The sequence below is a fragment of the Salinarimonas sp. genome (genome assembly GCF_040111675.1).
Taxonomy (GTDB): domain Bacteria; phylum Pseudomonadota; class Alphaproteobacteria; order Rhizobiales; family Beijerinckiaceae; genus Salinarimonas.
Window position 1 is genome coordinate 3,947,787 of record NZ_CP157794.1, and the last position, 19,835, is coordinate 3,967,621.

General features: G+C 68.2%; 33 protein-coding genes. 3 read left to right on the top strand and 30 right to left on the bottom strand.

From position 1 onward, the window contains the following. Positions 1 to 30: 30 nt before the first annotated feature. Complete coding sequence (locus tag ABL310_RS18355) at positions 31 to 1,122, bottom strand: ABC transporter ATP-binding protein (RefSeq protein WP_349368443.1); 1,092 nt, start codon at positions 1,120 to 1,122, stop codon at positions 31 to 33. Positions 1,123 to 1,253: 131 nt separating this feature from the next. On the opposite strand from ABL310_RS18355, the gene ABL310_RS18360 reads away from it, so the two are divergent. The 3 genes from ABL310_RS18360 to ABL310_RS18370 all read left to right on the top strand — a co-directional run bounded on the left by ABL310_RS18360 (position 1,254) and on the right by ABL310_RS18370 (position 3,211). Continuing rightward, on the top strand, positions 1,254 to 2,219 hold the full coding sequence (locus tag ABL310_RS18360) for an ester cyclase (protein ID WP_349368444.1): 966 nt from the start codon (positions 1,254 to 1,256) through the stop codon (positions 2,217 to 2,219). A gap of 135 nt (positions 2,220 to 2,354) precedes the next feature. Further along, entirely contained in the window at positions 2,355 to 2,684 is a 330-nt protein-coding gene (locus ABL310_RS18365; RefSeq protein WP_349368445.1) for a hypothetical protein, read from the top strand. Between the two features lie 140 nt (positions 2,685 to 2,824). Beyond that, the gene (locus ABL310_RS18370) at positions 2,825 to 3,211 is read left to right on the top strand and encodes an endonuclease domain-containing protein (protein ID WP_349368446.1); all 387 of its coding nucleotides are present in this window, start codon (positions 2,825 to 2,827) and stop codon (positions 3,209 to 3,211) included. A 50-nt stretch (positions 3,212 to 3,261) separates the two neighbouring features. Here ABL310_RS18370 and ABL310_RS18375 read toward each other — a convergent pair whose 3' ends face one another. From ABL310_RS18375 to tuf, 29 genes are all read right to left on the bottom strand, one after another. After that, positions 3,262 to 3,774 (bottom strand): hypothetical protein, encoded by a 513-nt coding sequence (locus ABL310_RS18375; RefSeq protein WP_349368447.1) that lies wholly within the window; start codon positions 3,772 to 3,774, stop codon positions 3,262 to 3,264. Between the two features lie 174 nt (positions 3,775 to 3,948). Beyond that, positions 3,949 to 4,368: a 50S ribosomal protein L17 gene (gene rplQ, locus ABL310_RS18380; RefSeq protein WP_349368448.1), complete on the bottom strand. Its 420-nt coding sequence runs from the start codon at positions 4,366 to 4,368 to the stop codon at positions 3,949 to 3,951. A 109-nt stretch (positions 4,369 to 4,477) separates the two neighbouring features. Further along, on the bottom strand, positions 4,478 to 5,494 hold the full coding sequence (locus ABL310_RS18385) for a DNA-directed RNA polymerase subunit alpha (RefSeq protein ID WP_349368449.1): 1,017 nt from the start codon (positions 5,492 to 5,494) through the stop codon (positions 4,478 to 4,480). 114 nt (positions 5,495 to 5,608) lie between these two features. Then, positions 5,609 to 5,998: a 30S ribosomal protein S11 gene (gene rpsK, locus ABL310_RS18390; protein ID WP_349368450.1), complete on the bottom strand. Its 390-nt coding sequence runs from the start codon at positions 5,996 to 5,998 to the stop codon at positions 5,609 to 5,611. A 94-nt stretch (positions 5,999 to 6,092) separates the two neighbouring features. Then, complete coding sequence (gene rpsM / locus ABL310_RS18395; RefSeq protein WP_349368451.1) at positions 6,093 to 6,461, bottom strand: 30S ribosomal protein S13; 369 nt, start codon at positions 6,459 to 6,461, stop codon at positions 6,093 to 6,095. A 224-nt stretch (positions 6,462 to 6,685) separates the two neighbouring features. After that, positions 6,686 to 7,276: an adenylate kinase gene (locus tag ABL310_RS18400; RefSeq protein WP_349368452.1), complete on the bottom strand. Its 591-nt coding sequence runs from the start codon at positions 7,274 to 7,276 to the stop codon at positions 6,686 to 6,688. 60 nt (positions 7,277 to 7,336) lie between these two features. After that, a complete protein-coding gene (gene secY, locus ABL310_RS18405) occupies positions 7,337 to 8,677 on the bottom strand; it encodes a preprotein translocase subunit SecY (RefSeq protein ID WP_349368453.1) in 1,341 nt (446 codons plus the stop codon). 117 nt (positions 8,678 to 8,794) lie between these two features. Further along, entirely contained in the window at positions 8,795 to 9,271 is a 477-nt protein-coding gene (gene rplO, locus ABL310_RS18410; protein ID WP_349368454.1) for a 50S ribosomal protein L15, read from the bottom strand. Positions 9,272 to 9,284: 13 nt separating this feature from the next. Continuing rightward, complete coding sequence (gene rpmD / locus ABL310_RS18415) at positions 9,285 to 9,470, bottom strand: 50S ribosomal protein L30 (protein ID WP_349368455.1); 186 nt, start codon at positions 9,468 to 9,470, stop codon at positions 9,285 to 9,287. Positions 9,471 to 9,481: 11 nt separating this feature from the next. Beyond that, on the bottom strand, positions 9,482 to 10,042 hold the full coding sequence (rpsE, locus tag ABL310_RS18420) for a 30S ribosomal protein S5 (protein WP_349368456.1): 561 nt from the start codon (positions 10,040 to 10,042) through the stop codon (positions 9,482 to 9,484). Positions 10,043 to 10,240: 198 nt separating this feature from the next. Continuing rightward, positions 10,241 to 10,603: a 50S ribosomal protein L18 gene (rplR, locus tag ABL310_RS18425; RefSeq protein WP_349368457.1), complete on the bottom strand. Its 363-nt coding sequence runs from the start codon at positions 10,601 to 10,603 to the stop codon at positions 10,241 to 10,243. Between the two features lie 12 nt (positions 10,604 to 10,615). Continuing rightward, entirely contained in the window at positions 10,616 to 11,149 is a 534-nt protein-coding gene (gene rplF, locus ABL310_RS18430) for a 50S ribosomal protein L6 (RefSeq protein ID WP_349368458.1), read from the bottom strand. Positions 11,150 to 11,183: 34 nt separating this feature from the next. Further along, positions 11,184 to 11,582 (bottom strand): 30S ribosomal protein S8, encoded by a 399-nt coding sequence (gene rpsH, locus ABL310_RS18435; RefSeq protein ID WP_349368459.1) that lies wholly within the window; start codon positions 11,580 to 11,582, stop codon positions 11,184 to 11,186. A 12-nt stretch (positions 11,583 to 11,594) separates the two neighbouring features. After that, a complete protein-coding gene (gene rpsN / locus ABL310_RS18440) occupies positions 11,595 to 11,900 on the bottom strand; it encodes a 30S ribosomal protein S14 (RefSeq protein WP_349368460.1) in 306 nt (101 codons plus the stop codon). Between the two features lie 39 nt (positions 11,901 to 11,939). Continuing rightward, entirely contained in the window at positions 11,940 to 12,500 is a 561-nt protein-coding gene (gene rplE, locus ABL310_RS18445) for a 50S ribosomal protein L5 (protein ID WP_349368461.1), read from the bottom strand. Continuing rightward, positions 12,493 to 12,810: a 50S ribosomal protein L24 gene (gene rplX, locus ABL310_RS18450; RefSeq protein ID WP_349368462.1), complete on the bottom strand. Its 318-nt coding sequence runs from the start codon at positions 12,808 to 12,810 to the stop codon at positions 12,493 to 12,495. The genes rplE and rplX overlap by 8 nt, the downstream gene beginning before the upstream one ends. Continuing rightward, positions 12,810 to 13,178 carry a 50S ribosomal protein L14 gene (gene rplN / locus ABL310_RS18455; RefSeq protein ID WP_029031935.1) on the bottom strand — a complete coding sequence of 123 codons (369 nt, stop codon included), beginning with the start codon at positions 13,176 to 13,178 and terminating at the stop codon, positions 12,810 to 12,812. Before rplN ends, rplX begins: the two co-directional genes overlap by 1 nt. A gap of 158 nt (positions 13,179 to 13,336) precedes the next feature. Beyond that, entirely contained in the window at positions 13,337 to 13,579 is a 243-nt protein-coding gene (gene rpsQ, locus ABL310_RS18460; protein WP_349368463.1) for a 30S ribosomal protein S17, read from the bottom strand. Between the two features lie 12 nt (positions 13,580 to 13,591). Then, on the bottom strand, positions 13,592 to 13,807 hold the full coding sequence (gene rpmC / locus ABL310_RS18465; RefSeq protein ID WP_349368464.1) for a 50S ribosomal protein L29: 216 nt from the start codon (positions 13,805 to 13,807) through the stop codon (positions 13,592 to 13,594). Between the two features lie 11 nt (positions 13,808 to 13,818). Beyond that, positions 13,819 to 14,232 carry a 50S ribosomal protein L16 gene (gene rplP, locus ABL310_RS18470; protein ID WP_349368465.1) on the bottom strand — a complete coding sequence of 138 codons (414 nt, stop codon included), beginning with the start codon at positions 14,230 to 14,232 and terminating at the stop codon, positions 13,819 to 13,821. 22 nt (positions 14,233 to 14,254) lie between these two features. After that, complete coding sequence (gene rpsC / locus ABL310_RS18475) at positions 14,255 to 14,998, bottom strand: 30S ribosomal protein S3 (protein WP_349368466.1); 744 nt, start codon at positions 14,996 to 14,998, stop codon at positions 14,255 to 14,257. 10 nt (positions 14,999 to 15,008) lie between these two features. Next, positions 15,009 to 15,389, bottom strand: a complete 381-nt coding sequence (gene rplV / locus ABL310_RS18480; protein ID WP_349368467.1) for a 50S ribosomal protein L22 — start codon at positions 15,387 to 15,389, stop codon at positions 15,009 to 15,011. A gap of 1 nt (position 15,390) precedes the next feature. Next, complete coding sequence (gene rpsS / locus ABL310_RS18485) at positions 15,391 to 15,669, bottom strand: 30S ribosomal protein S19 (protein WP_349368468.1); 279 nt, start codon at positions 15,667 to 15,669, stop codon at positions 15,391 to 15,393. 10 nt (positions 15,670 to 15,679) lie between these two features. Continuing rightward, positions 15,680 to 16,519 carry a 50S ribosomal protein L2 gene (gene rplB, locus ABL310_RS18490; protein ID WP_349368469.1) on the bottom strand — a complete coding sequence of 280 codons (840 nt, stop codon included), beginning with the start codon at positions 16,517 to 16,519 and terminating at the stop codon, positions 15,680 to 15,682. 16 nt (positions 16,520 to 16,535) lie between these two features. Continuing rightward, complete coding sequence (locus ABL310_RS18495) at positions 16,536 to 16,832, bottom strand: 50S ribosomal protein L23 (RefSeq protein WP_349368470.1); 297 nt, start codon at positions 16,830 to 16,832, stop codon at positions 16,536 to 16,538. Further along, on the bottom strand, positions 16,829 to 17,449 hold the full coding sequence (rplD, locus tag ABL310_RS18500) for a 50S ribosomal protein L4 (RefSeq protein WP_349368471.1): 621 nt from the start codon (positions 17,447 to 17,449) through the stop codon (positions 16,829 to 16,831). Before rplD ends, ABL310_RS18495 begins: the two co-directional genes overlap by 4 nt. Then, the gene (rplC, locus tag ABL310_RS18505) at positions 17,449 to 18,174 is read right to left on the bottom strand and encodes a 50S ribosomal protein L3 (RefSeq protein WP_349368472.1); all 726 of its coding nucleotides are present in this window, start codon (positions 18,172 to 18,174) and stop codon (positions 17,449 to 17,451) included. Before rplC ends, rplD begins: the two co-directional genes overlap by 1 nt. A 50-nt stretch (positions 18,175 to 18,224) precedes the next feature. Continuing rightward, entirely contained in the window at positions 18,225 to 18,533 is a 309-nt protein-coding gene (gene rpsJ, locus ABL310_RS18510; RefSeq protein ID WP_029031924.1) for a 30S ribosomal protein S10, read from the bottom strand. Between the two features lie 102 nt (positions 18,534 to 18,635). Further along, complete coding sequence (gene tuf, locus ABL310_RS18515; RefSeq protein WP_349368473.1) at positions 18,636 to 19,826, bottom strand: elongation factor Tu; 1,191 nt, start codon at positions 19,824 to 19,826, stop codon at positions 18,636 to 18,638. Between the last annotated feature and the right edge of the window lie 9 nt (positions 19,827 to 19,835).

A 19,835-nucleotide genomic window follows, 5' to 3' on the forward strand; every position in this document is an offset into this window, starting at 1 on the left:
TCCTGGAGGTGTCGATCGCCGGTTCGCGTGTCAGCGGGCCGCCGCCGCCCGGACGCCGCCCGCCGCGCGCGCCGGCGTCAGCCGCGCGCCGCTCTCGGCGTCGAAGAGATGGCAGAGCTCCGGCGCGAGGCGGATCGCCGCCCGGTCCCCGATCCCGGCGCGAAAATCCTTGTGCGCCTTCACGGACACGAGCGCCCCGCCGGCGCGCACGGTGATCATGGTCGCATCGCCGAGGAGCTCGAGCGTGTAGATCGGGGCGACGATCTCCCCTTTCCCGTCCATGGCCAGCGCCGCGTCCTCGGCGCGGAAGCCGAGCGTCACCGGCCCGTCGGGCAGCGCGATTCCGGGCACGCGCACGCTCTGCCCGACGAAGATCCCGCCCTGGACGACGCCCTCCATCAGGTTCATCGCCGGCGAGCCGATGAAGCCCGCGACGAAGGTGTTGGCCGGGTCGTCGTAGATCTCCGTCGGCGTGCCGACCTGCTGGATCACGCCCTTGTTCATCACCACGACCCGGTCGGCGAGGGTCATCGCCTCGATCTGGTCGTGGGTGACGTAGATCGTCGTCACCTTCAATTCGTGCTGGAGGTTCTTGATCTGCGCGCGGGTCGAGACGCGCAGCTTGGCGTCGAGGTTGGAGAGCGGCTCGTCCATCAGGAACACGGTCGGCTCGCGCACGATGGCGCGGGCGAGCGCCACCCGCTGGCGCTGGCCGCCGGAGAGCTCGGCGGGCTTGCGGTGCAGGAAGGCGTCGAGCTCCACCATCGCCGCCGCGCGGCGCACCCGCTCGTCGTGCTCGGAGGCCGGGACCTTGCGCACCTTCAGGGGGAAGCGGATGTTCTCGTAGACGTTCATGTTCGGGTAGAGCCCGTAGCTCTGGAACACCATCGCCACGTCCCGATCCTTAGGATCGAGGTCGTTCACCCGCCGTTCGCCGATGAAGATCGCCCCCGAGGTCGCGTCCTCGAGGCCTGCGATCATGCGCATGGTCGTCGTCTTGCCGCAGCCGGACGGCCCGAGCAGGACCAGGAATTCCCGGTCGGCGATGGTCAGGTCGAAATCGGCGACGCCGACGAACGATCCCCACCGCTTGGTGACGTGCTCCAGACGGACCTCGGCCATGCGCGCGCTCCCCGGCCGGCCCTTGGCGAGCTCTCTGGCCTTCGGTCTTGCATACCTATGCAAAACGAGATTGACGGCACTCCTTCGCGTTGGCAAGCATTTTATGCGAACCCTCGCCCACCCGGTGACTCATGAAAGATCTGCGGGCCGCGCGCCGCGCGACATATTCGTTCCTCCACGCGCTCATGGAGGCTCCGGAGACCGACCTGCGGCCCCTGCTCGAGACCCGCCTCGCGCCGGACGTCCGCTACCGCGTCTGCCATCCGCTCGGCGATCTCGTCGGGATCGAGGCCGTGCTCGAGGGGCTGATCCTCCCCTTGCGCCGGGCGCTGCCGCGGTGCCTGCGCCGCGACGAGATCTTCATGGCCGGCACGACCCGGCGCGGCGAGGGGGACTTCGTCGCCGCGCTCGGCCACTATGTCGGCAATTTCGAGCGGCCCTTCGGGCGGGTGACGCCCAACGGCAGGCTCGTCTTCCTGCGCGCCGGGGAGATGTACCGGATCGAGGGCGAGACCATCGTCGAGGCGACGATCCTCCTCGACCTCCTCGACCTCAAGCGCCAGACGGGGGCCTTCCCCCTCCCCCACATGCTCGGGACCGAGATGCTCTTCCCCGGTCCGGCGACGCACGACGGCGTCATGCCCGACGCGCCGGAGCGCTCCGAGTCCTCGGCCGCCCTCGTCGAAGCGATGCTGACGGATCTGCGCGCCTTCGACCCGACGAGCTTCGAATCCGCGGGCCAGACCGGCTACTGGCATCCGCAGATGCTCTGGTACGGGCCGGCGGGGATCGGCGCGAACTTCACCTATCCCGGCTTCCAGCGCGACCACCGCATCCCCTTCCTCACGGCGTTTCCGGACCGGGTGGGCGGCAACCATTTCTGCCGCTTCGGCGACGGCGACTACGTCTGCTCCGGCGGCTGGCCCTCCATGACCATGACCCATGCCGGCCCCTATCTCGGCGTCCCGCCGACGGGCCGGGCGCTGACCCTGCGGGTGATGGATTTCTGGCGCTGCGAGGCCGGCACGATCCGCGAGAACTGGGTGCTGCTCGATTACGGCGATCTGTTCGCGCAGATGGGTGTCGCGGTGATCTGAAGGGGGCTTGCGAATTTTTCCCCAACGCACGTGAACCTCCCGACGGGTGGGTCCGACGAAGCGAGGACGAGGCGCGAGACACCAGACCCCGCGCCCCGCCTCGAAGACCCAGACCCGATCAGGAGACCCCGACCCATGTTCAAGCTCGCCGCCCCCGCCGCCTTCGCCGCCCTCGCGCTCGGCGCGGGCTTCCTCGGCTCCGTCGTCGCCACCCCGGCCGACGCCCTCCAGCTGCGCGCCCCCGGCCCGCAGCCGGGCGACTGCAAGGCGTCGCCCGTCGTCGCCCACGGCTCCAGCCCCGCGGCCGCCCAGGCCGTGTGGTCGAACCAGGCGATCGCCCAGCACGGCGCCAACTGGGGCATCTGGGCCGGCGCCCAGGGCAAGGTGACGCAGCCCACCGGCCAGCGCGGCGCCACCGCCTGGCAGGCCATGGCCCGCCCGTGCTTCTTCTACCCGGTCCAGTGACCGCGGCGCGGTGCGCCCGCCCGGCATGCAAGCCGGGCGGGCGGGCCGGATGACGTTGCGATATGCGGTTTGTTCCTGAATTGTTCTAGCGCCGAGACTCGACATAGCATGGCGTCCGTTCACGAACGGGAGACGCCTTCATGCCGACGCCTTCGCAAGCCCCTTCCTCGCGCGAGATCCGCCGCGCGCCCGCAGCCACGATCCTGCGCGCCCGCGCCGAGCGACGCGAGATGAGCCCGCAGGAACGCCGCCTCTGGCAGGCCTTGCGGCGCCTGCGCGCCGACGGCTTCCAGTTCCGCCGCAAGGCGCCCCTCCTCGGCGGGATCGTCGACTTCGCGTGCCTGCGCGCGCGCCTCGTCGTCGAGGTGGACGCGGCGGCGGACCAGGGCCCCTCCCCCGCCGACCAGGCCCGCGACGACGCCCTGGCGCAGGCGGGCTTCCGCGTGCTGCGTTTCTTCGCCATCGAGATCGACCGCGACCTGCCGGGCGTGATGCGGACGATCATGGGGAGACTGGGTGGGGGGTGAACGCTCGACCTCGGCGGTCGACCGCGACCAGCATTGATCGACGCGACCCGTCACCCGTGCTGGAACGCCAGAAACGCTCCGAGCGTCATGGCCGATGCGGCTAGAGAAAGAAGCGTCGCTGCGCCGGTCAGCGCCGCGCGCCGGCAGACGAGATAGACCGTCATCTCGAGATCCGCGCCTCTCGACCGGACCGTCTCCGCGTCTGCCCAGAAGACGAAGAGCGAGGCCAAGGTGCACACCGAGGCGATGAAGGAGGAGCCGAAGGCGCCCCTCACGAACCACCCGCCCGCGCCTTCAGCGGCGACGAAAAGAGCCGCAGCCGCGATAATGGCGTTGAAGGCGAGGAGACCCTGCGCCTTGGCGATTACGCGGTCGTTCACCCGGTCGGCAAAGGCGAACGCTTCCGAGCCCTCCCGTTCTAGAAGTGCCAACTTCATCGCGTCCATTTCCCGACTTGAAACAGGTCCGCCGAGCACGAAGAAGCGCCCACGCGGGGTTGTGATTTGGACGCGATCGATGAACTCGAAGAGCCTCTCTGCGCGGCTTTCGCTTCGGCCCGTCATGAGTCCTGCCCCCATGGTTCGGCCGACACGAAGAACGTCTGCACCTGCCGTCAGACGGTCGACCTCCTCAACAATATCCCAAATTGTGCCTTCGCGGTACCCGTCACCACCCGAACGAAAAAGGGCGGCCCCGCGGGACCGCCCTCTCGAAATCCGTGCCGGTGGAAGGCGCCCTCAGGCGGCCTCTTCCGTCTCCACCTCGGCGGAGGGGCCCGAGTCCTGGCCCTTCGCGTCCGGATCGCGGTCGACGAGCTCGATCACCGCCATCGGGGCGTTGTCGCCGTAGCGGAAACCGGCCTTGAGGACGCGGGTGTAACCGCCCGGACGCTCGGCGTAGCGGGGGCCGAGCACGTCGAACAGCTTCTTGACCAGCGTCTCGTCCTGGATGCGGGAGATGGCCTGGCGACGGGCGTGCAGGTCGCCGCGCTTGGCCAGCGTGATCAGCTTCTCGACGACCGGACGCAGGTCCTTCGCCTTCGGCAGCGTGGTGACGATCTGCTCGTGCTTGATCAGCGCCTGAGCGAGGTTCTTGAACATCGCCTTGCGATGCTCGGCCGTACGGTTGAAGCGGCGGCCGCGATATCCGTGACGCATGGTGGCTCTCCTTCGTTGCCGGCCGCCGTGCCAAGGAACGGCCGTCCGTCTTGATCGGGCGGAACGCCCGGTGTGGATGCGCCCCCGCCGTTCGGCGGAGGCGCGGATCTCAGTAGTGCTCCTCGAAGCGCTTGGCGAGATCCTCGATGTTCTCCGGCGGCCAGCCCGGCACTTCCATCCCGAGATGCAGGCCCATGCCGGCGAGCACTTCCTTGATCTCGTTGAGCGACTTGCGGCCGAAGTTCGGCGTGCGCAGCATCTCGGCTTCCGTCTTCTGGATCAGGTCGCCGATATAGACGATGTTGTCGTTCTTCAGGCAGTTGGCCGAACGCACCGAGAGCTCGAGCTCGTCGACCTTCTTGAGCAGCGCCGGCGGGAAGGGCAGCTGCGGCGAGACCGTCGCGGCCTCCTCCTTGCGGGGCTCCTCGAAGTTCACGAAGATCGCCAGCTGGTCCTGGATGATGCGCGCCGCGTACGCGAGCGCATCCTCCGGCGTGACCGAGCCGTCGGTCTCCACCGTCATGGTCAGCTTGTCGTAGTCGAGGATCTGGCCCTCACGGGTGTTCTCGACACGGTAGGAGACCTTGCGCACCGGCGAGTAGAGGGCGTCGACCGGGATGAGGCCGATCGGGGCGTCCTCGGGGCGATTGCGGTCCGCCGAGACGTAGCCCTTGCCGGTGTTGACCGTGAACTCCATCCGGATCTCGGCGCCCTCGTCGAGGGTGCACAGGACGAGGTCCGGATTGAGGATCTCGACGTCGCCGATCGTGTTGATGTCGCCGGCGGTGACGAGGCCGGGGCCCGTCTTGCGCAGCGTCATGCGCTTGGGGCCGTCGCCGTGCATGCGGATGGCGATCGCCTTGATGTTGAGGACGATGTCCGTCACGTCCTCGCGCACGCCCGGGATCGACGAGAACTCGTGCAGGACCCCGTCGATCTGCACGGCGGAGACCGCCGCGCCCTGGAGCGAGGACAGGAGCACGCGCCGCAGCGCATTGCCGAAAGTGGTCCCGAAGCCGCGCTCGAGCGGCTCGGCCACGACGGTGGCGACGCGCTTCGGGTCGTCGCCCGGGCTGACCTGCAGCTTGTTCGGCTTGATCAGCTCTTGCCAGTTCTTCTGAATCACGACCTCACCTCTCGTGAGACGGGCAAAGCGGGAGACGCGCGCGGCGCCTCCCGAACGATGCGCGCCGCGCGGCCCGAGAGCGGGACCCGGTTCGCGGCGCGCCGAGCGTGCGCGTCAGACGCGGCGACGCTTGCGCGGACGGCAGCCGTTGTGGGGAATCGGCGTGACGTCGCGGATGGAGGTGACGGTGAAGCCCGCCGCCTGGAGCGCGCGCAGCGCCGACTCGCGGCCGGAGCCCGGGCCGGAGACCTCGACCTCGAGGGTGCGCATGCCGTGCTCGGCCGCCTTGCGGGCGGCATCCTCCGCCGCGACCTGGGCGGCGTAGGGCGTCGACTTGCGCGAGCCCTTGAAGCCCATCATGCCGGCGGACGACCAGGAGATCGTGTTGCCCTGCGCGTCGGTGATGGTGATGAGCGTGTTGTTGAACGACGCGTTCACGTGCGCGACGCCGGAAACGATGTTCTTGCGTTCGCGGCGGCGGACGCGGGTGGTGTCTCGAGCCATCTGTCCTCGGTCCTTCTGGCGCGCCCGTCATGCCAGGCGCTCGGGATGAGAGGGGGCGACGACGGCGCCGCCCCGGGAAATCACGCGGTGGCGATCACTTCTTCTTGCCGGCGATCGGCTTCGCCTTCCCCTTGCGGGTGCGCGCGTTGGTATGCGTACGCTGGCCGCGGACCGGCAGGTTGCGGCGGTGACGCAGGCCGCGATAGACGCCGAGGTCCATCAGGCGCTTGATGTTCATCGAGACCTCGCGGCGCAGGTCGCCCTCGACGATGTAGTCGCGATCGATGGTCTCGCGGACCTGGAGGATCTCCGCGTCGGTGAGCTCGTTCACGCGGCGCTCGGCCGGGATCGAGACCTTCTCGCAGATCTCCTGGGCCTTCTTGGCCCCGATGCCGTGAATGTACTGCAGCGCGATGACGACGCGCTTGTTGGTCGGAATGTTGACGCCTGCGATACGAGCCACGTCTCGTCTCCATATGAGCCGCGCGAACCGTTCGGCCGCCGGCGGGTTCGTGATGTCGCGCGTCCGGTGGAGGCCGGCCCTCGCGCGGGTTGGGCCCATTCGGGCCGTGAGGCGAAGCACGCAAAGTCCCGGTCGGCCTCTCGCGAAGCCCGCCGGGACCTGTGTTCGACGCTGGAAGACGGGCCCGTACACGGGTTGACGCGCCACGTCAAGAGCGCATGCGCTCAGCCCGCCTTTTTCTCGAGCAGGGCGACGAGATCGCGGGTGACCTCGTCGATCGGCTTCATGCCGTCGATCTTCTCCAGCTGCCCCTTCTCGGCATAATAGGCCGAGAGCGGCGCCGTCTGCTTCCTGAAGGCTTCGAGACGGGTCTTGAAGACCTCGGGATTGTCGTCCTTGCGCACTTCCTGGCCGCGCTCCTGCATCTCGCGGGCGCGGGTGGCGATGCGGTCGAGGAGCGCGCCCTCGTCCACCACGAACTCGATCACGGCGTCGAGGGAGAGACCCTTCGACGCGAGCATCCGGTCGAGCGCCTCGGCCTGCGCGACCGTGCGCGGGAACCCGTCCAGGATGAAGCCCTTGGCCGCGTCCGGCTCCTCGATGCGCTCGGCCACGATGCCGACCACCACCTCGTCCGGCACCAGCGCGCCGGCGTCGATGAGCTTCTTCGCCTCGAGCCCGACCGGCGAGCCGGCAGCGGCGGCGGCGCGCAGCATGTCGCCCGTCGACAGCTGCGGGATGCCGTGGCGCTCGGAGATGCGCGCGGCCTGCGTTCCCTTGCCGGCGCCCGGCGGTCCCAAGAAGATGAGCCTCATCCCTGTCCCTTTCGCGTTTCCCATGCTCTCGCGCCGGGGGCGCGGCGCGACGCCCGAGCCTCAGCGACCCCGGCGCGCGCCCTTCAGCTTCGCCTTCTTGACGAGGCCCTCGTATTGATGCGCGAGCAGATGCCCGTGCACCTGCGCGACCGTGTCCATCGTCACCGTGACGACGATGAGCAGCGACGTCCCCCCGAGATAGAACGGCAACGCCGCATAGGAAATGAGAAATTCGGGTATCAGGCAAACCACGGTGAGGTAGAGGGCGCCGATCACCGTGATGCGGGTGAGCACGTAGTCGATGTAGTCCGCCGTGCGCTCGCCCGGCCGGATGCCCGGGATGAAGCCGCCGTGCTTTTTGAGGTTGTCCGCCGTCTCAGCCGGATTGAACACGATGGCCGTGTAGAAGAAGGCGAAGAAGATGATCAGCGAGGCGTAGAGCAGCATGAACAGCGGCCGCCCGTGCCCGAGGTAGATCACGATCGTGCTCAGGATGCCGTCGCCGCCCTGCGCCGCCGAGAAGCTCGCCACGGTGGTGGGCAGGAGCAGCAGCGAGGAGGCGAAGATCGGCGGGATCACGCCGGCCGTGTTGAGCTTCAACGGCAGGAACGAGGTCTGGCCGTCGTACATGCGATTGCCGACCTGGCGCTTCGGGTAGCTGATCAGCAGCCGGCGCTGGGCCCGCTCCATGAACACCACGAAGTAGATGATGCCCGCCGCCATGACGATGACGCCGATGATGAACGGCGTCGAGATGGCGCCCTGGCGGCCGAGCTCGAGCAGCCCCGCCGTCGCCTGCGGCAGATGCGCGACGATGCCGGCGAAGATGATCAGCGAGATGCCGTTGCCGATGCCCCGCGCCGTGATCTGCTCGCCGAGCCACATCAGGAACATGGTCCCGCCGGTCAGCGTGATCACCGTCGTGACGATGAAGAAGTAGCCCGGATTGACCACGATGCCGCCCGATGCGGACAGGCCCACCGCGATGCCCCAGGACTGGAACACGGCCAGCACCACCGTGAGGTAGCGGGTGTACTGGTTGATGACCTTGCGCCCGCTCTCGCCCTCCTTCTTGAGGGCCTCCAGCGTCGGCGAGACCGCCGTCAGGAGCTGGATGATGATCGAGGCGGAGATGTAGGGCATGATGTTGAGCGCGAAGATCGCCATGCGCTCCACCGCGCCGCCCGCGAACATGTTGAACATGCCGAGCACGCCGCCCGCGGCCGCCTCGAAGGACTGCGCCAACGCCTCCGGGTCGATGCCCGGGAGCGGGATGTAGGTCCCCAGACGATAGATGATGAGCGCGCCCAGCGTGAACCAGATGCGCTTCTTCAGCTCCTCGGCGCGCGCCAGCGCTCCGAAATTCAAGTTCGCAGCAAGCTGCTCGGCTGCTGAGGCCATCGTCCCCTCCTCGAGGCGCGCCCAAGTCGAAATCGTTCGGTTCTCAGAGCGGAACGGCGGCCTCGCACGCTCGCACGCACGGGCCGCCGCTCGCTGTCGCTCAAGATGGGTTCAGGCTCATGCCTGCGCAACGGCCTCGTCGAGGATCTCGACCGAGCCGCCGGCCTTCTCGATGGCGGCGACCGCCGACTTCGAGGCGCGGTTCACCTTGAAGGTCAGCTTCGCCGAGAGCTCGCCGACGCCCAGGATCTTGACGCCGTCGCGGACACGCGAGCACACGCCCGCGGCGACGAGCGCCTCGACGGTGACCGGCGCATCGGCGGCGAGCCTGCCCGCGTCGACGGCCTGCTGGATGCGGCCGACATTGACCTCGTTGAGGTCGCGGGCGTTCGGGTTGTTGAAGCCGCGCTTGGGCAGACGCCGATAGATCGGCATCTGGCCGCCCTCGAAGCCCTTGATGCGGACGCCGGAGCGGGACTTCTGGCCCTTGACGCCGCGGCCGCCGGTCTTGCCCTTGCCGGACCCGATGCCGCGGCCGACCCGCATGCGTTCCTTGACCGCGCCGGGATTGTCGCGAAGTTCGTTCAGCTTCATGACGTGCGCCTCCTCACTTCTCGACGACGCGCACGAGGTGCTTCACCGCCTCGATCATCCCGCGCGTGGCGGGCGTGTCGGGGAGGGTCCGCGTCCGGTGCAGCTTGTTGAGCCCGAGCCCGATCAGCGTCTGGCGCTGGCGGGCCTCGCGGCGAATGGGCGAGCCGATCTGCTCGACCGTGACGGTCTTCTCAGCCATGTCGCCCTCCCTCAGCCTTCGGCCGACGCGTCGGCGCCGCCGCCGGGACGGCGGGCCTGCAGGGCCGAAACCTTGAGCCCGCGACGAGCCGCGACGGAGCGCGGGCTGTCCTCGGACTTCAGCGCGTCGAAGGTGGCGCGCACGAGGTTGTAGGGGTTCGAGGAGCCGAGCGACTTCGACACCACGTCCTGGACGCCGAGCGCCTCGAACACGGCGCGCATCGGGCCGCCGGCGATGATGCCGGTACCGGCCGGGGCGGCGCGCATCACGACCTTGCCGGCGCCGTGACGGCCCGCGACGTCGTGGTGCAGCGTGCGGCCCTCGCGCAGCGGAATGCGGACGAGCCCGCGCTTCGCCGCCTCGGTGGCCTTGCGGATCGCCTCCGGCACCTCGCGGGCCTTGCCGTGGCCGAAGCCGACGCGGCCCTTCTGGTCGCCGACGACGACGAGGGCGGCGAAGCCGAAGCGACGCCCGCCCTTCACCACCTTCGCGACGCGGTTGATGTGCACGAGGCGGTCGACGAATTCGCTGTCGCGCTCCTCGCGATCCTGCCTGTCTCTTTCTCTCGCCATGATCTCTCTCACTGACGCGGGCGGCGGCTCCCGCTCGCTGCCGGGGATCGGCGCCGGGAGGTGTCCCGCGAGCCCGGAGGCGCGGCGCGCCCCCTCCCCTTCTTGCTTGCCGCCGTCATGGCTCCGCGCGGGCCGGGGCGATGAGCCCTCCCGCGCGGCGCCGTCTCGATGGACCGGTGGGCTATACGCCCCTTCCGATCAGAATTCCAGCCCGCCTTCGCGCGCGGCGTCCGCGAGCGCCTTGACGCGCCCGTGGTAGATGTAGCCCGACCGGTCGAAGACGACCTTGGTCACGCCCGCGGCCTTGGCGCGCTCGGCGACCAGCTTGCCGACCTCGGCCGCCGCGGAGCGGTCGGCGCCGGTCTTGAGCTTCTCGCGCATGTCCTTCTCCAGGGTGGAGGCGGCGGCGAGGGTGTGGCCCTTCTCGTCGTCGATGATCTGAGCGTAGATCTGCTTCGACGAGCGGAAGACCGACAGGCGCGGGCGCCCGTTGGCGACGGCCTTGATGGCCTTGCGGACGCGGGCCTTGCGGCGCGCGACGGCGTCGAGGTTCTTAGCCATGGCTCCCGCTCCTTACTTCTTCTTGCCTTCCTTGCGGAAGATGGTCTCGTCGGCGTACTTGACGCCCTTGCCCTTGTAGGGCTCGGGGCCGCGATAGCCGCGGATCACCGCCGCCACCTGCCCGACGCGCTGCTTGTCGATGCCCGAGATCAGGATCTCGGTGGGCTTGGGCGTCGCGATCTGAATGTCGGACGGGATGTCGAAGTCGATGTCGTGGCTGTAGCCGAGCGCCAGCTTCAGGGTCTTGCCCTGAACCGCCGCGCGATAGCCGACGCCGTTGATCTCGAGCTTGCGCTCGAAGCCCTTCGACACGCCGGTCGCGATGTTCGCGATCATGGCGCGCGAGAGGCCCCACTTCGAGCGGGCCACCTTGGTCTGGTCGCGGGGCTGGACGGCGACGGAGCCGTCCTCCATCGCGACCGACACTTCCTCGGGGACGACGAAGGACAGTTCGCCCTTCGAGCCCTTCATCTTCACGGTCTGGCCGTCCACGGACGCGGTGACGCCCTGCGGGACCGGGACCGGCTTCTTGCCTACGCGAGACATGTCGCTCTCCTTCGGTTCCGAGATCGCCCGCGCGTCAGAAGACGCGGCAGAGCACTTCGCCGCCCACGTTGGCCTCGCGGGCCTCGTGGTCGGCCATGACGCCGCGCGACGTGGACAGGATGACCGTGCCCAGGCCGTCGGCGAACCGCGGCATGGTGTCGATCGACATGTACACGCGACGGCCCGGCTTCGACACGCGCTCGATCGTCTTGATCACCGGAGCGCCGTCGTAATACTTGAGCTCGATCGAGAACTCGGTACGGCCGTTGCCGAACTCCGCCACCGAATAGTCGCGGATGTAGCCCTCGGACTTCAGCACGTCCAGAACCCGCGCGCGGAGCTTCGAGCCCGGGGTCGCCACGCTGGGACGCCGGCGCAGCTGCGCATTGCGGATGCGGGTGAGCATGTCGCCGAGCGGATCGTTGATCGCCATGATGCGTCCTCCTTACCAGCTCGACTTGACCAGGCCGGGGATCAGGCCCCGCGACCCGAGCTCGCGCAGCGCGACGCGCGACATGCCGAGCTTGCGGTAATAGGCGCGCGGCCGGCCCGTCACCTCGCAGCGGTTGCGGATGCGCGTCGGGTTGGCGTTGCGGGGGATCTCGGCGAGCTTGAGGCGCGCCTCGAAGCGCTCCTCCATCGACACCGACTCGTCGTTGGCGATCGCCTTGAGACGCTCGCGGCGCCCGGCCCACTGCTTGGCCATGCGCTGGCGGCGCTTGTTCTTCTCGATATGGGACTTCTTAGCCATGAATTCCTCTCCGGTTTCCGCGTCTGAGGCCCTGCAGCCTCACTGCCGGAACGGGAAATTGAACAGACGCAGCAGCTCGCGCGCCTCTTCGTCGGTCTTGGCCGTCGTCGTGACGATGACGTCCATGCCCCAGATCTGCTCGACACGGTCGTAGTTGATCTCGGGGAACACGATGTGCTCCTTGATGCCCATGGCGAAGTTGCCGTGGCCGTCGAAGGACTTCGGGTTCAGGCCGCGGAAGTCGCGCACGCGCGGCAGCGCGATCGTGACCATGCGGTCGAGGAACTCGTACATCCGCGTCTTGCGCAGGGTCACCTTGCAGCCGAGCGGCATGCCCTCGCGCACCTTGAAGGTGGCGATGGCCTTGCGGGCCCGGGTGATGACCGGCGCCTGGCCGGCGATGAGCGCGAGATCGGAAGCGGCCGAGGAGGCCTTCTTCGAATCCGCGGTCGACTCGCCGACACCCATGTTGATGACGATCTTCTCGATCGACGGCACTTCCATGGGGTTCTTGTAGCCGAACTTCTCGACGAGACCGGGGCGCACCACCTCGTCGTAGTGCTGCTTCATCCGGGGCGTGTAGCCGTTCATCTCAGCCATCGATCAGATCTCCCGAGCGCTTGGCGAAGCGGACCTTGCGCCCGTCGTCCAGAATCTTGAAACCGACGCGGGTGGGCTTGCCGTCCTTCGGGTCGCGCACCGCCAGGTTCGACAGGTGGACCGGCGCTTCCTTGTTGACGATGCCGCCTTCCTGCTGCGCCGTCTGGCGCTGGTGGCGCTTGACGAGGTTGACGCCGCGCACGAGCGCCCGCGTCTCCTTGGGCATGACGCGGACGACCTCGCCGCTCTTGCCCTTGTCGCGACCGGTGAGCACGACGACCTGGTCGCCCTTCTTGATCTTCGCCGCCATCACAGCACCTCGGGAGCCAGCGAGATGATCTTCATGTGGTTCTTGGCGCGCAGCTCGCGCGGCACGGGCCCGAAGATACGGGTGCCGACCGGCTCCTTGTTGTTGTTCACCAGAACCGCGGCGTTCTTGTCGAAGCGGATGACCGACCCGTCCGCGCGGCGGATGTCCTTCGCCGTGCGCACGACGACCGCCTTCATGACGTCGCCCTTCTTCACGCGGCCGCGCGGGATGGCCTCCTTCACGGAGACGACGATGATGTCGCCGACGGAGGCGTACTTGCGCTTCGAGCCGCCCAGAACCTTGATGCACATCACGCGACGGGCGCCGGAATTGTCGGCGACGTCGAGATTCGTCTGCATCTGGATCATGGCTGTGATCCTTTCCTTGTCTCAAAAGGTTTCCGGCGCGAGCGGGATTGCCCGGCCGGACTACTCCTGACGGGGGTCTCGCGCCCCCTGCTCATGATCGCGAGAAGGGCGCTCCCTTACAGGAAGCGCCCGTCCCGCACAACCCCGAAAAACGGGCGTCAGCCCTGCGTCGCCGGCTCCACCAGAGCCCAGCACTTGAGCTTGGAGAGCGGACGGGTCTCCTCGATGAGAACGACGTCGCCGACCTTGGCGGCGTTGTTCTCGTCGTGGGCGTGATAGTTCTTCGTGCGGCGAACGGTCTTCTTCAGCAGCGGGTGCGTGAAGCGGCGCTCGACCTTCACGACGATGGTCTTGTCCTGCTTGTCGCTGACGACGACGCCCTGCAAAACGCGCTTCGGCATGGTGGTCCTTCCTTAGGCCGCGGCCTCGGCGGCCTGCTTCTGGCGCTGGATCGTCTTGACCCGGGCGATGTCCTTGCGGACCTGCGCCACGCGCGCGGTGTTCTCGAGCTGGCCGGTCGCCCGCTGGAAGCGCAGGTTGAACTGCTCCTTCTTCAGCTTGAGGAGCTCGTCCTGCAGCTGGTCGGGGGTCATGGCCTTCAGGTCGGACAGACGCTGGTTCGACTTCATCTCGTCTCTCCTCAATCGGCGATGCGCTGAACGAAGCGCGTGCGGATCGGGAGCTTCGCCGCCGCCAGGCGCAGCGCCTCGCGGGCGATGTCCTCGGCGACGCCGTCGATCTCGAACATGATCCGGCCCGGCTTGACGCGAGCGGCCCAGTATTCGGGCGAGCCCTTGCCCTTACCCATACGGACCTCGGTCGGCTTCGCCGTCACGGGCACGTCGGGGAAGATGCGGATCCAGACGCGGCCCTGACGCTTCATCTGGCGGGTGATGGCGCGGCGCGCGGCCTCGATCTGGCGCGCGGTGACGCGCTCCGGCTCGACGGCCTTGAGGCCGTAGGAGCCGAAGTTCAGCTCCGTGCCGCCCTTGGCGACGCCGTGGATGCGCCCCTTGAACTGCTTGCGGAACTTGGTCTTCTTGGGTTGCAGCATGGCGTGCCTCCAAAGCTCTCGGTCAGGCGCTCTCGCGCTCGCGGTCGCGGCGCGGCCCGCGCTCGCGGTCACGATCGCGATCGCCGCCCGAGCGGCCGCCTTCCTCGGTCATCCGGCGCTCCTGCGCCATCGGGTCGTGCTCGAGGATCTCGCCCTTGAACACCCACACCTTGATGCCGCACGTCCCGTAGGTCGTGAACGCCGTGCCGACGCCGTAATCCACGTCCGCACGCAGGGTGTGCAGCGGCACGCGGCCCTCGCGGTACCACTCCAGGCGCGCGATCTCGGCGCCGCCGAGACGGCCGGAGCAGTTGATGCGGATGCCCTCGGCGCCCAGACGCATCGCCGACTGCACGGCGCGCTTCATGGCGCGGCGGAAGGCCACGCGGCGCTCGAGCTGCTGGGCGATCGAATCGGCGATGAGCGTCGCGTCCGTCTCGGGCTTGCGCACCTCGACGATGTTGATCGTCACCTCGGCCTTGGTCATCCGGCCGACGAGCTTGCGCAGCTTCTCGATGTCCGCGCCCTTCTTGCCGATCACCACGCCCGGACGGGCCGAGTGAATGGTGACGCGGCACTTGCGGTGTGGGCGCTCGATGACGATGCGCGACACGGCGGCCTGCTTGAGCTGCTTCATCAGGGCGTCGCGGATGGCGATGTCCTCGTGGAGCAGGCGGGCATACTCGCCCTTCTGGGCGAACCAGCGGCTGTCCCAGGTGCGGTTGATGCCCAGACGCAGCCCGATCGGGTTGACTTTGTGACCCATGGTCTCCTCCTCAGGCCTCGGCGGGCTGCTCGCGAACCACGATGGTGAGGTTCGAGAACGGCTTCATGATGCGGGCGCCGCGGCCGCGGGCGCGAGCGTGGAAGCGCTTCATCACGAGCGCCTTGCCGACGAACGCCTCCTTGACGACGAGATCGTCCACGTCGAGGTCGTGGTTGTTCTCGGCGTTGGCGATGGCGCTCTCGAGGCACTTCTTGACGTCGCGCGCGATGCGCTTCTTCGAGAACTCGAGATCGGCGAGGGCGACCGAGACCTTCTTGCCGCGGATCAGGCCCGCGACGAGGTTGAGCTTCTGCGGGCTGATGCGCAGCATCCGCAGGACGGCCTTGGCCTCGTTCTCGGGGAGCGAGCGGGTTTGAGCGGGCTTGCCCATGTCAGCGCCTCTTCGCCTTCTTGTCCGCCGCGTGGCCGGAGAAGGTGCGCGTCGGCGAGAACTCGCCGAACTTGTGGCCCACCATCTCCTCGGTCACGTAGACGGGAATGTGCTTCTGACCGTTGTAGACCCCGAAGGTGAGGCCGACGAACTGCGGCAGGATCGTGGAGCGGCGGCTCCAGATCTTGATCACCTCGTTGCGGCCGGACGAGCGAGCCGCCTCGGCCTTCTTGAGAAGGTAGCCGTCGATGAACGGGCCCTTCCAGATCGAACGCGCCATGGCTCTATCCTTACCTCTTCTTCCGGGCGTGACGGCTCGAGACGATGAACTTGTCCGTCCGCTTGTTGGAGCGCGTCTTGCGCCCCTTGGTCGGCTTGCCCCACGGCGTCACCGGGTGACGGCCGCCGGAGGTGCGGCCCTCGCCGCCGCCGTGCGGATGGTCGATCGGGTTCATCGCGACGCCGCGATTGTGCGGCTTGCGGCCGAGCCAGCGGTTGCGACCGGCCTTGCCCATCGAGATGTTCATGTGGTCGGGGTTCGAGACCGCGCCCACCGTGGCGAAGCACTGCCCGTGCACCAAACGCTGCTCGCCCGAGGTCAGGCGGACCGCGACGTAGCCCTGGTCGCGCCCGACGATCTGGGCGTAGGACCCGGCGGAGCGGGCGATGGCGCCACCCTTGCCGATCTTGAGCTCGACGTTGTGCACGATCGTGCCGACCGGGATGGCGGACAGCGGCAGGGCGTTGCCCGGCTTGATGTCCGCCTTCGCGCCCGAGGTGACCGTGTCGCCGGCGGCCAGGCGCTGCGGCGCGAGGATGTAGGCCTGCTGGCCGTCCTCGTACCGGATCAGCGCGATGTAGGCCGAGCGGTTCGGGTCGTACTCGATCCGCTGCACGCTCGCGACGTCGCCCAGGCGCGCGCGGCGCTTGAAGTCGACGATCCGATAGGTGCGCTTGTGGCCGCCGCCGCGGAACCGGACGGTGATCCGGCCGGTGTTGTTGCGCCCGCCCTTCTGGGACAGGCCCTGCGTCAGCGCCTTGACCGGCTTGCCCTTGTAGAGGCCCTTCCGGTCGACGATCACGAGCTGGCGAAGGCCGGGCGTGATCGGCTTGAAGCTCTTCAAAGCCATGATGACGTTCCCTTCCTCACAGGCCCGTGGTGACGTCGATGGAGTGCCCCTCCTCGAGGGTCACGATCGCCTTCTTGACGTCCGAGCGACGGCCGCGGATGCCACGGAAGACCTTGTTCTTGCCCTTGGTCACGAGCGTGTTGACTGCCTTGACCTTGACGTCGAACAGCTTCTCCACCGCGGTCTTGATCTGCGGCTTGGTGGCGTCGATCGCGACCTTGAAGACGACCTTGTTCTGCTCGGACAGGTTCGTCGACTTCTCCGTGATCACGGGAGCGATGATCACGTCGTAATGGCGTGGATCCATGCTCATTTGAACCGCGCCTCCAGCGCGTCGACGGCCGCCTTGGTCAGCACGAGCTTCTCGCGGCGCAGGATGTCGTAGACGTTGATACCCTGGATGGGCAGCACGTCGATGTTCGGGATCGACCGCGAGGCGAGCTTGAAGTTCGCGTCGAGCTCGGCGCCACCGATGATCAGCGCATTCGTCAGCGCGAGCTTGGCGAAGCGCTCCTTGAGCGCCTTCGTCTTCGGCTCGGTCGCCTTGATGTCGTCGACGACGATCAGGGCCTCGGAGCGCGCCTTGGTGGAGAGCGCGTGGCGGAGCGCCAGCGCGCGCACCTTCTTCGGCAGGTCGTGGGCGTGCGAGCGCACGACCGGGCCGAAGGCGCGTCCGCCGCCGCGGAACTGGCCCACGCGCGCCGAGCCGTGGCGAGCGTTGCCGGTGCCCTTCTGGCGGTAGACCTTCTTTGTCGTCCGGGCGATCTCGCCGCGGTTCTTGACCTTGTGGGTCCCGGCCTGGCGCTTGGCCAGCTGCCAGCGGACCATGCGCTGCAGGATGTCGGCGCGCGGCTCGAGACCGAAGATCGCGTCGTCGAGCTCGACCTCGCCGGCGCTGCCGCCGTCCAACGTCGTGATCTCGAATTTCATCACGCGTTCTCCTCGCTCTGGGCCGGAGCCTCGGGGGCCTCGGCCGCGCCGTTCTCACGATACTTGCCCGGCATCGGCACGTCCGCCGGGAGCGCGCGCTTGACCGCGTCGCGCACGAAGATCCAGCCGCCGTCGCCGCCGGGGACGGCGCCCTCGACCAGGATCAGCCCGCGCTCGGGATCGGTCTGCACGACACGCAGGTTCTGCGTGGTGACGCGCTCGACGCCGAGATGACCGGGCATCTTCTTGCCCTTGAAGGTCTTGCCCGGGTCCTGGCGGCCGCCCGTCGATCCGATCGAGCGGTGCGAGACCGACACGCCGTGCGAGGCGCGCAGGCCCGCGAAGTTCCAGCGCTTCATGCCGCCGGCGAAGCCCTTGCCCTTCGAGGTGCCCGTCACGTCGACGAACTGCCCCGGGACGAAGTGGTCCGCGGTGATCTCCGCGCCGACCGGGATCAGCGCGTCCTCGGACACGCGGAACTCGGCGAGCTTGCGCTTGGGCTCGACCCGAGCCACCGCGAAGCGGCCGCGCTCGGCCTTCGACACGTTCTTGACCTTGGCCCGACCGACGCCGACCTGCAGCGCCACGTAACCGTTCTTATCCTTCGTCCGATGAGCGACGACCTGGCACTGGTCGAGCTTGAGGACGGTGACCGGAACATGCTCGCCGGCGTCCGTGAAGACGCGGGTCATGCCGACCTTCTGTGCGATGACGCCTGAGCGCATGTGCGTTTCCTCTCGGCGTGTGAATGCCTGACGCTCGAAGCCGGACGGCCTCAGAGCTTGATCTCCACGTCCACGCCCGCGGCGAGGTCGAGCTTCATGAGCGCGTCCACCGTCTGGGGAGTGGGGTCCACGATGTCGAGGACACGCTTGTGCGTGCGCATCTCGAACTGCTCGCGGGACTTCTTGTCGATGTGCGGCGAGCGCAGCACCGTGAAGCGCTCGAGGCGCGTCGGCAGCGGGATGGGCCCACGAACCTGCGCCCCCGTCCGCTTCGCGGTCGACACGATCTCGCGCGTCGAGGCGTCAAGCACACGATGATCGAACGCCTTGAGGCGGATGCGAATATTCTGACCGTTCATGGGTTGCCCCGTTATCCTTCGCTAGCCCTCGGCGGGCGATCCCGCCGCGGGACGGAAAACGCGGCCGCGCCGTGGCGGCCGCGCTTCCACCTGCCTCGTGCCTCAGTCCAGGACCGCCGCGACGACGCCGGCGCCGACGGTGCGGCCGCCCTCGCGGATGGCGAAGCGCAGCTTCTCCTCCATGGCGATCGGCGCGATCAGCTCGACCTCCATGGCGACGTTGTCGCCCGGCATCACCATCTCGGTGCCCTCGGGCAGCTTCACCATCCCGGTCACGTCCGTCGTGCGGAAGTAGAACTGCGGACGGTAGTTGTTGAAGAACGGCGTGTGGCGCCCGCCCTCCTCCTTGGTGAGGATGTAGGCCTCGGCCTTGAACTTCTTGTGCGGCTTCACCGAACCCGGCTTGCACACGACCTGGCCGCGCTCCACGTCCTCGCGCTTGGTGCCGCGCAGCAGGACGCCGACGTTGTCGCCCGCCTGGCCCTGATCGAGCAGCTTGCGGAACATCTCGACGCCCGTGACGGTCGTCTTGACGGTGTCGCGGATGCCGACGATCTCGACTTCCTCGCCCACCTTGATGATCCCGCGCTCGACGCGGCCCGTCACCACCGTGCCGCGGCCCGAAATCGAGAACACGTCCTCGATCGGCATCAGGAACGGCTGGTCGATCGGGCGCTCCGGCGTCGGGATGTACTCGTCCACCGTCGCCATCAGCGCGAGGATCGCCTGCTTGCCGATCTCGGGGGACTTGTCCTCGAGCGCCATCAGGGCAGAGCCCTTGGTGATCGGGATGTCGTCGCCGGGGAAGTCGTACTTCGACAGGAGCTCGCGGATCTCGAGCTCGACGAGCTCGAGCAGCTCCGGATCGTCGACCATGTCGACCTTGTTCATGAACACGACCAGCGCCGGCACGCCGACCTGGCGCGCCAGCAGGATGTGCTCGCGCGTCTGCGGCATCGGGCCGTCCGCCGCCGACACGACCAGGATCGCGCCGTCCATCTGCGCCGCGCCCGTGATCATGTTCTTCACGTAGTCCGCGTGCCCGGGGCAGTCGACGTGCGCGTAGTGACGGTTCGTCGTCTCGTACTCGACGTGCGCCGTCGAGATCGTGATCCCGCGCGCCTTCTCCTCGGGAGCCTTGTCGATCGCGTCGTAGGCCGTGAACGTCGCCCCGCCGGTCTCAGCCAGCACCTTCGTGATCGCAGCCGTCAGGGACGTCTTGCCGTGATCGACGTGGCCGATCGTCCCGATGTTGCAGTGCGGCTTCGTACGCTCGAATTTTGCCTTAGCCATGGTGGCACC

Coding starts and splice junctions, on each gene's coding strand:
- rpmD (WP_349368455.1), bottom strand. CDS start 9,470: ATGGCTGAGAAGACCGTCACGGTCGAGCAGATCGGCTCGCCCATTCGC.
- ABL310_RS18375 (WP_349368447.1), bottom strand. CDS start 3,774: ATGACGGGCCGAAGCGAAAGCCGCGCAGAGAGGCTCTTCGAGTTCATC.
- rplN (WP_029031935.1), bottom strand. CDS start 13,178: ATGATCCAGATGCAGACGAATCTCGACGTCGCCGACAATTCCGGCGCC.
- rpsJ (WP_029031924.1), bottom strand. CDS start 18,533: ATGAACGGTCAGAATATTCGCATCCGCCTCAAGGCGTTCGATCATCGT.
- ABL310_RS18370 (WP_349368446.1), top strand. CDS start 2,825: ATGCCGACGCCTTCGCAAGCCCCTTCCTCGCGCGAGATCCGCCGCGCG.
- rpmC (WP_349368464.1), bottom strand. CDS start 13,807: ATGAAGTCGAACCAGCGTCTGTCCGACCTGAAGGCCATGACCCCCGAC.
- ABL310_RS18360 (WP_349368444.1), top strand. CDS start 1,254: ATGAAAGATCTGCGGGCCGCGCGCCGCGCGACATATTCGTTCCTCCAC.
- rpsN (WP_349368460.1), bottom strand. CDS start 11,900: ATGGCTAAGAAGTCCCATATCGAGAAGAACAAGCGCCGCCAGCGCATG.
- ABL310_RS18400 (WP_349368452.1), bottom strand. CDS start 7,276: ATGAGGCTCATCTTCTTGGGACCGCCGGGCGCCGGCAAGGGAACGCAG.
- rplP (WP_349368465.1), bottom strand. CDS start 14,232: ATGCTGCAACCCAAGAAGACCAAGTTCCGCAAGCAGTTCAAGGGGCGC.
- rpsS (WP_349368468.1), bottom strand. CDS start 15,669: ATGGCGCGTTCGATCTGGAAGGGCCCGTTCATCGACGGCTACCTTCTC.
- rplV (WP_349368467.1), bottom strand. CDS start 15,389: ATGGGCAAGCCCGCTCAAACCCGCTCGCTCCCCGAGAACGAGGCCAAG.
- rplD (WP_349368471.1), bottom strand. CDS start 17,449: ATGAAATTCGAGATCACGACGTTGGACGGCGGCAGCGCCGGCGAGGTC.
- ABL310_RS18355 (WP_349368443.1), bottom strand. CDS start 1,122: ATGGCCGAGGTCCGTCTGGAGCACGTCACCAAGCGGTGGGGATCGTTC.
- ABL310_RS18495 (WP_349368470.1), bottom strand. CDS start 16,832: ATGAGCATGGATCCACGCCATTACGACGTGATCATCGCTCCCGTGATC.
- rpsH (WP_349368459.1), bottom strand. CDS start 11,582: ATGGCGATCAACGATCCGCTCGGCGACATGCTCACCCGCATCCGCAAT.
- rpsE (WP_349368456.1), bottom strand. CDS start 10,042: ATGGCGAGAGAAAGAGACAGGCAGGATCGCGAGGAGCGCGACAGCGAA.
- rplF (WP_349368458.1), bottom strand. CDS start 11,149: ATGTCTCGCGTAGGCAAGAAGCCGGTCCCGGTCCCGCAGGGCGTCACC.
- rplR (WP_349368457.1), bottom strand. CDS start 10,603: ATGGCTAAGAACCTCGACGCCGTCGCGCGCCGCAAGGCCCGCGTCCGC.
- rplO (WP_349368454.1), bottom strand. CDS start 9,271: ATGAAGCTGAACGAACTTCGCGACAATCCCGGCGCGGTCAAGGAACGC.
- rpsK (WP_349368450.1), bottom strand. CDS start 5,998: ATGGCTCGAGACACCACCCGCGTCCGCCGCCGCGAACGCAAGAACATC.
- rpsQ (WP_349368463.1), bottom strand. CDS start 13,579: ATGCCGAAGCGCGTTTTGCAGGGCGTCGTCGTCAGCGACAAGCAGGAC.
- rpsC (WP_349368466.1), bottom strand. CDS start 14,998: ATGGGTCACAAAGTCAACCCGATCGGGCTGCGTCTGGGCATCAACCGC.
- rplE (WP_349368461.1), bottom strand. CDS start 12,500: ATGGCTGAGATGAACGGCTACACGCCCCGGATGAAGCAGCACTACGAC.
- secY (WP_349368453.1), bottom strand. CDS start 8,677: ATGGCCTCAGCAGCCGAGCAGCTTGCTGCGAACTTGAATTTCGGAGCG.
- rplX (WP_349368462.1), bottom strand. CDS start 12,810: ATGGCGGCGAAGATCAAGAAGGGCGACCAGGTCGTCGTGCTCACCGGT.
- tuf (WP_349368473.1), bottom strand. CDS start 19,826: ATGGCTAAGGCAAAATTCGAGCGTACGAAGCCGCACTGCAACATCGGG.
- rplQ (WP_349368448.1), bottom strand. CDS start 4,368: ATGCGTCACGGATATCGCGGCCGCCGCTTCAACCGTACGGCCGAGCAT.
- rplC (WP_349368472.1), bottom strand. CDS start 18,174: ATGCGCTCAGGCGTCATCGCACAGAAGGTCGGCATGACCCGCGTCTTC.
- ABL310_RS18365 (WP_349368445.1), top strand. CDS start 2,355: ATGTTCAAGCTCGCCGCCCCCGCCGCCTTCGCCGCCCTCGCGCTCGGC.
- rplB (WP_349368469.1), bottom strand. CDS start 16,519: ATGGCTTTGAAGAGCTTCAAGCCGATCACGCCCGGCCTTCGCCAGCTC.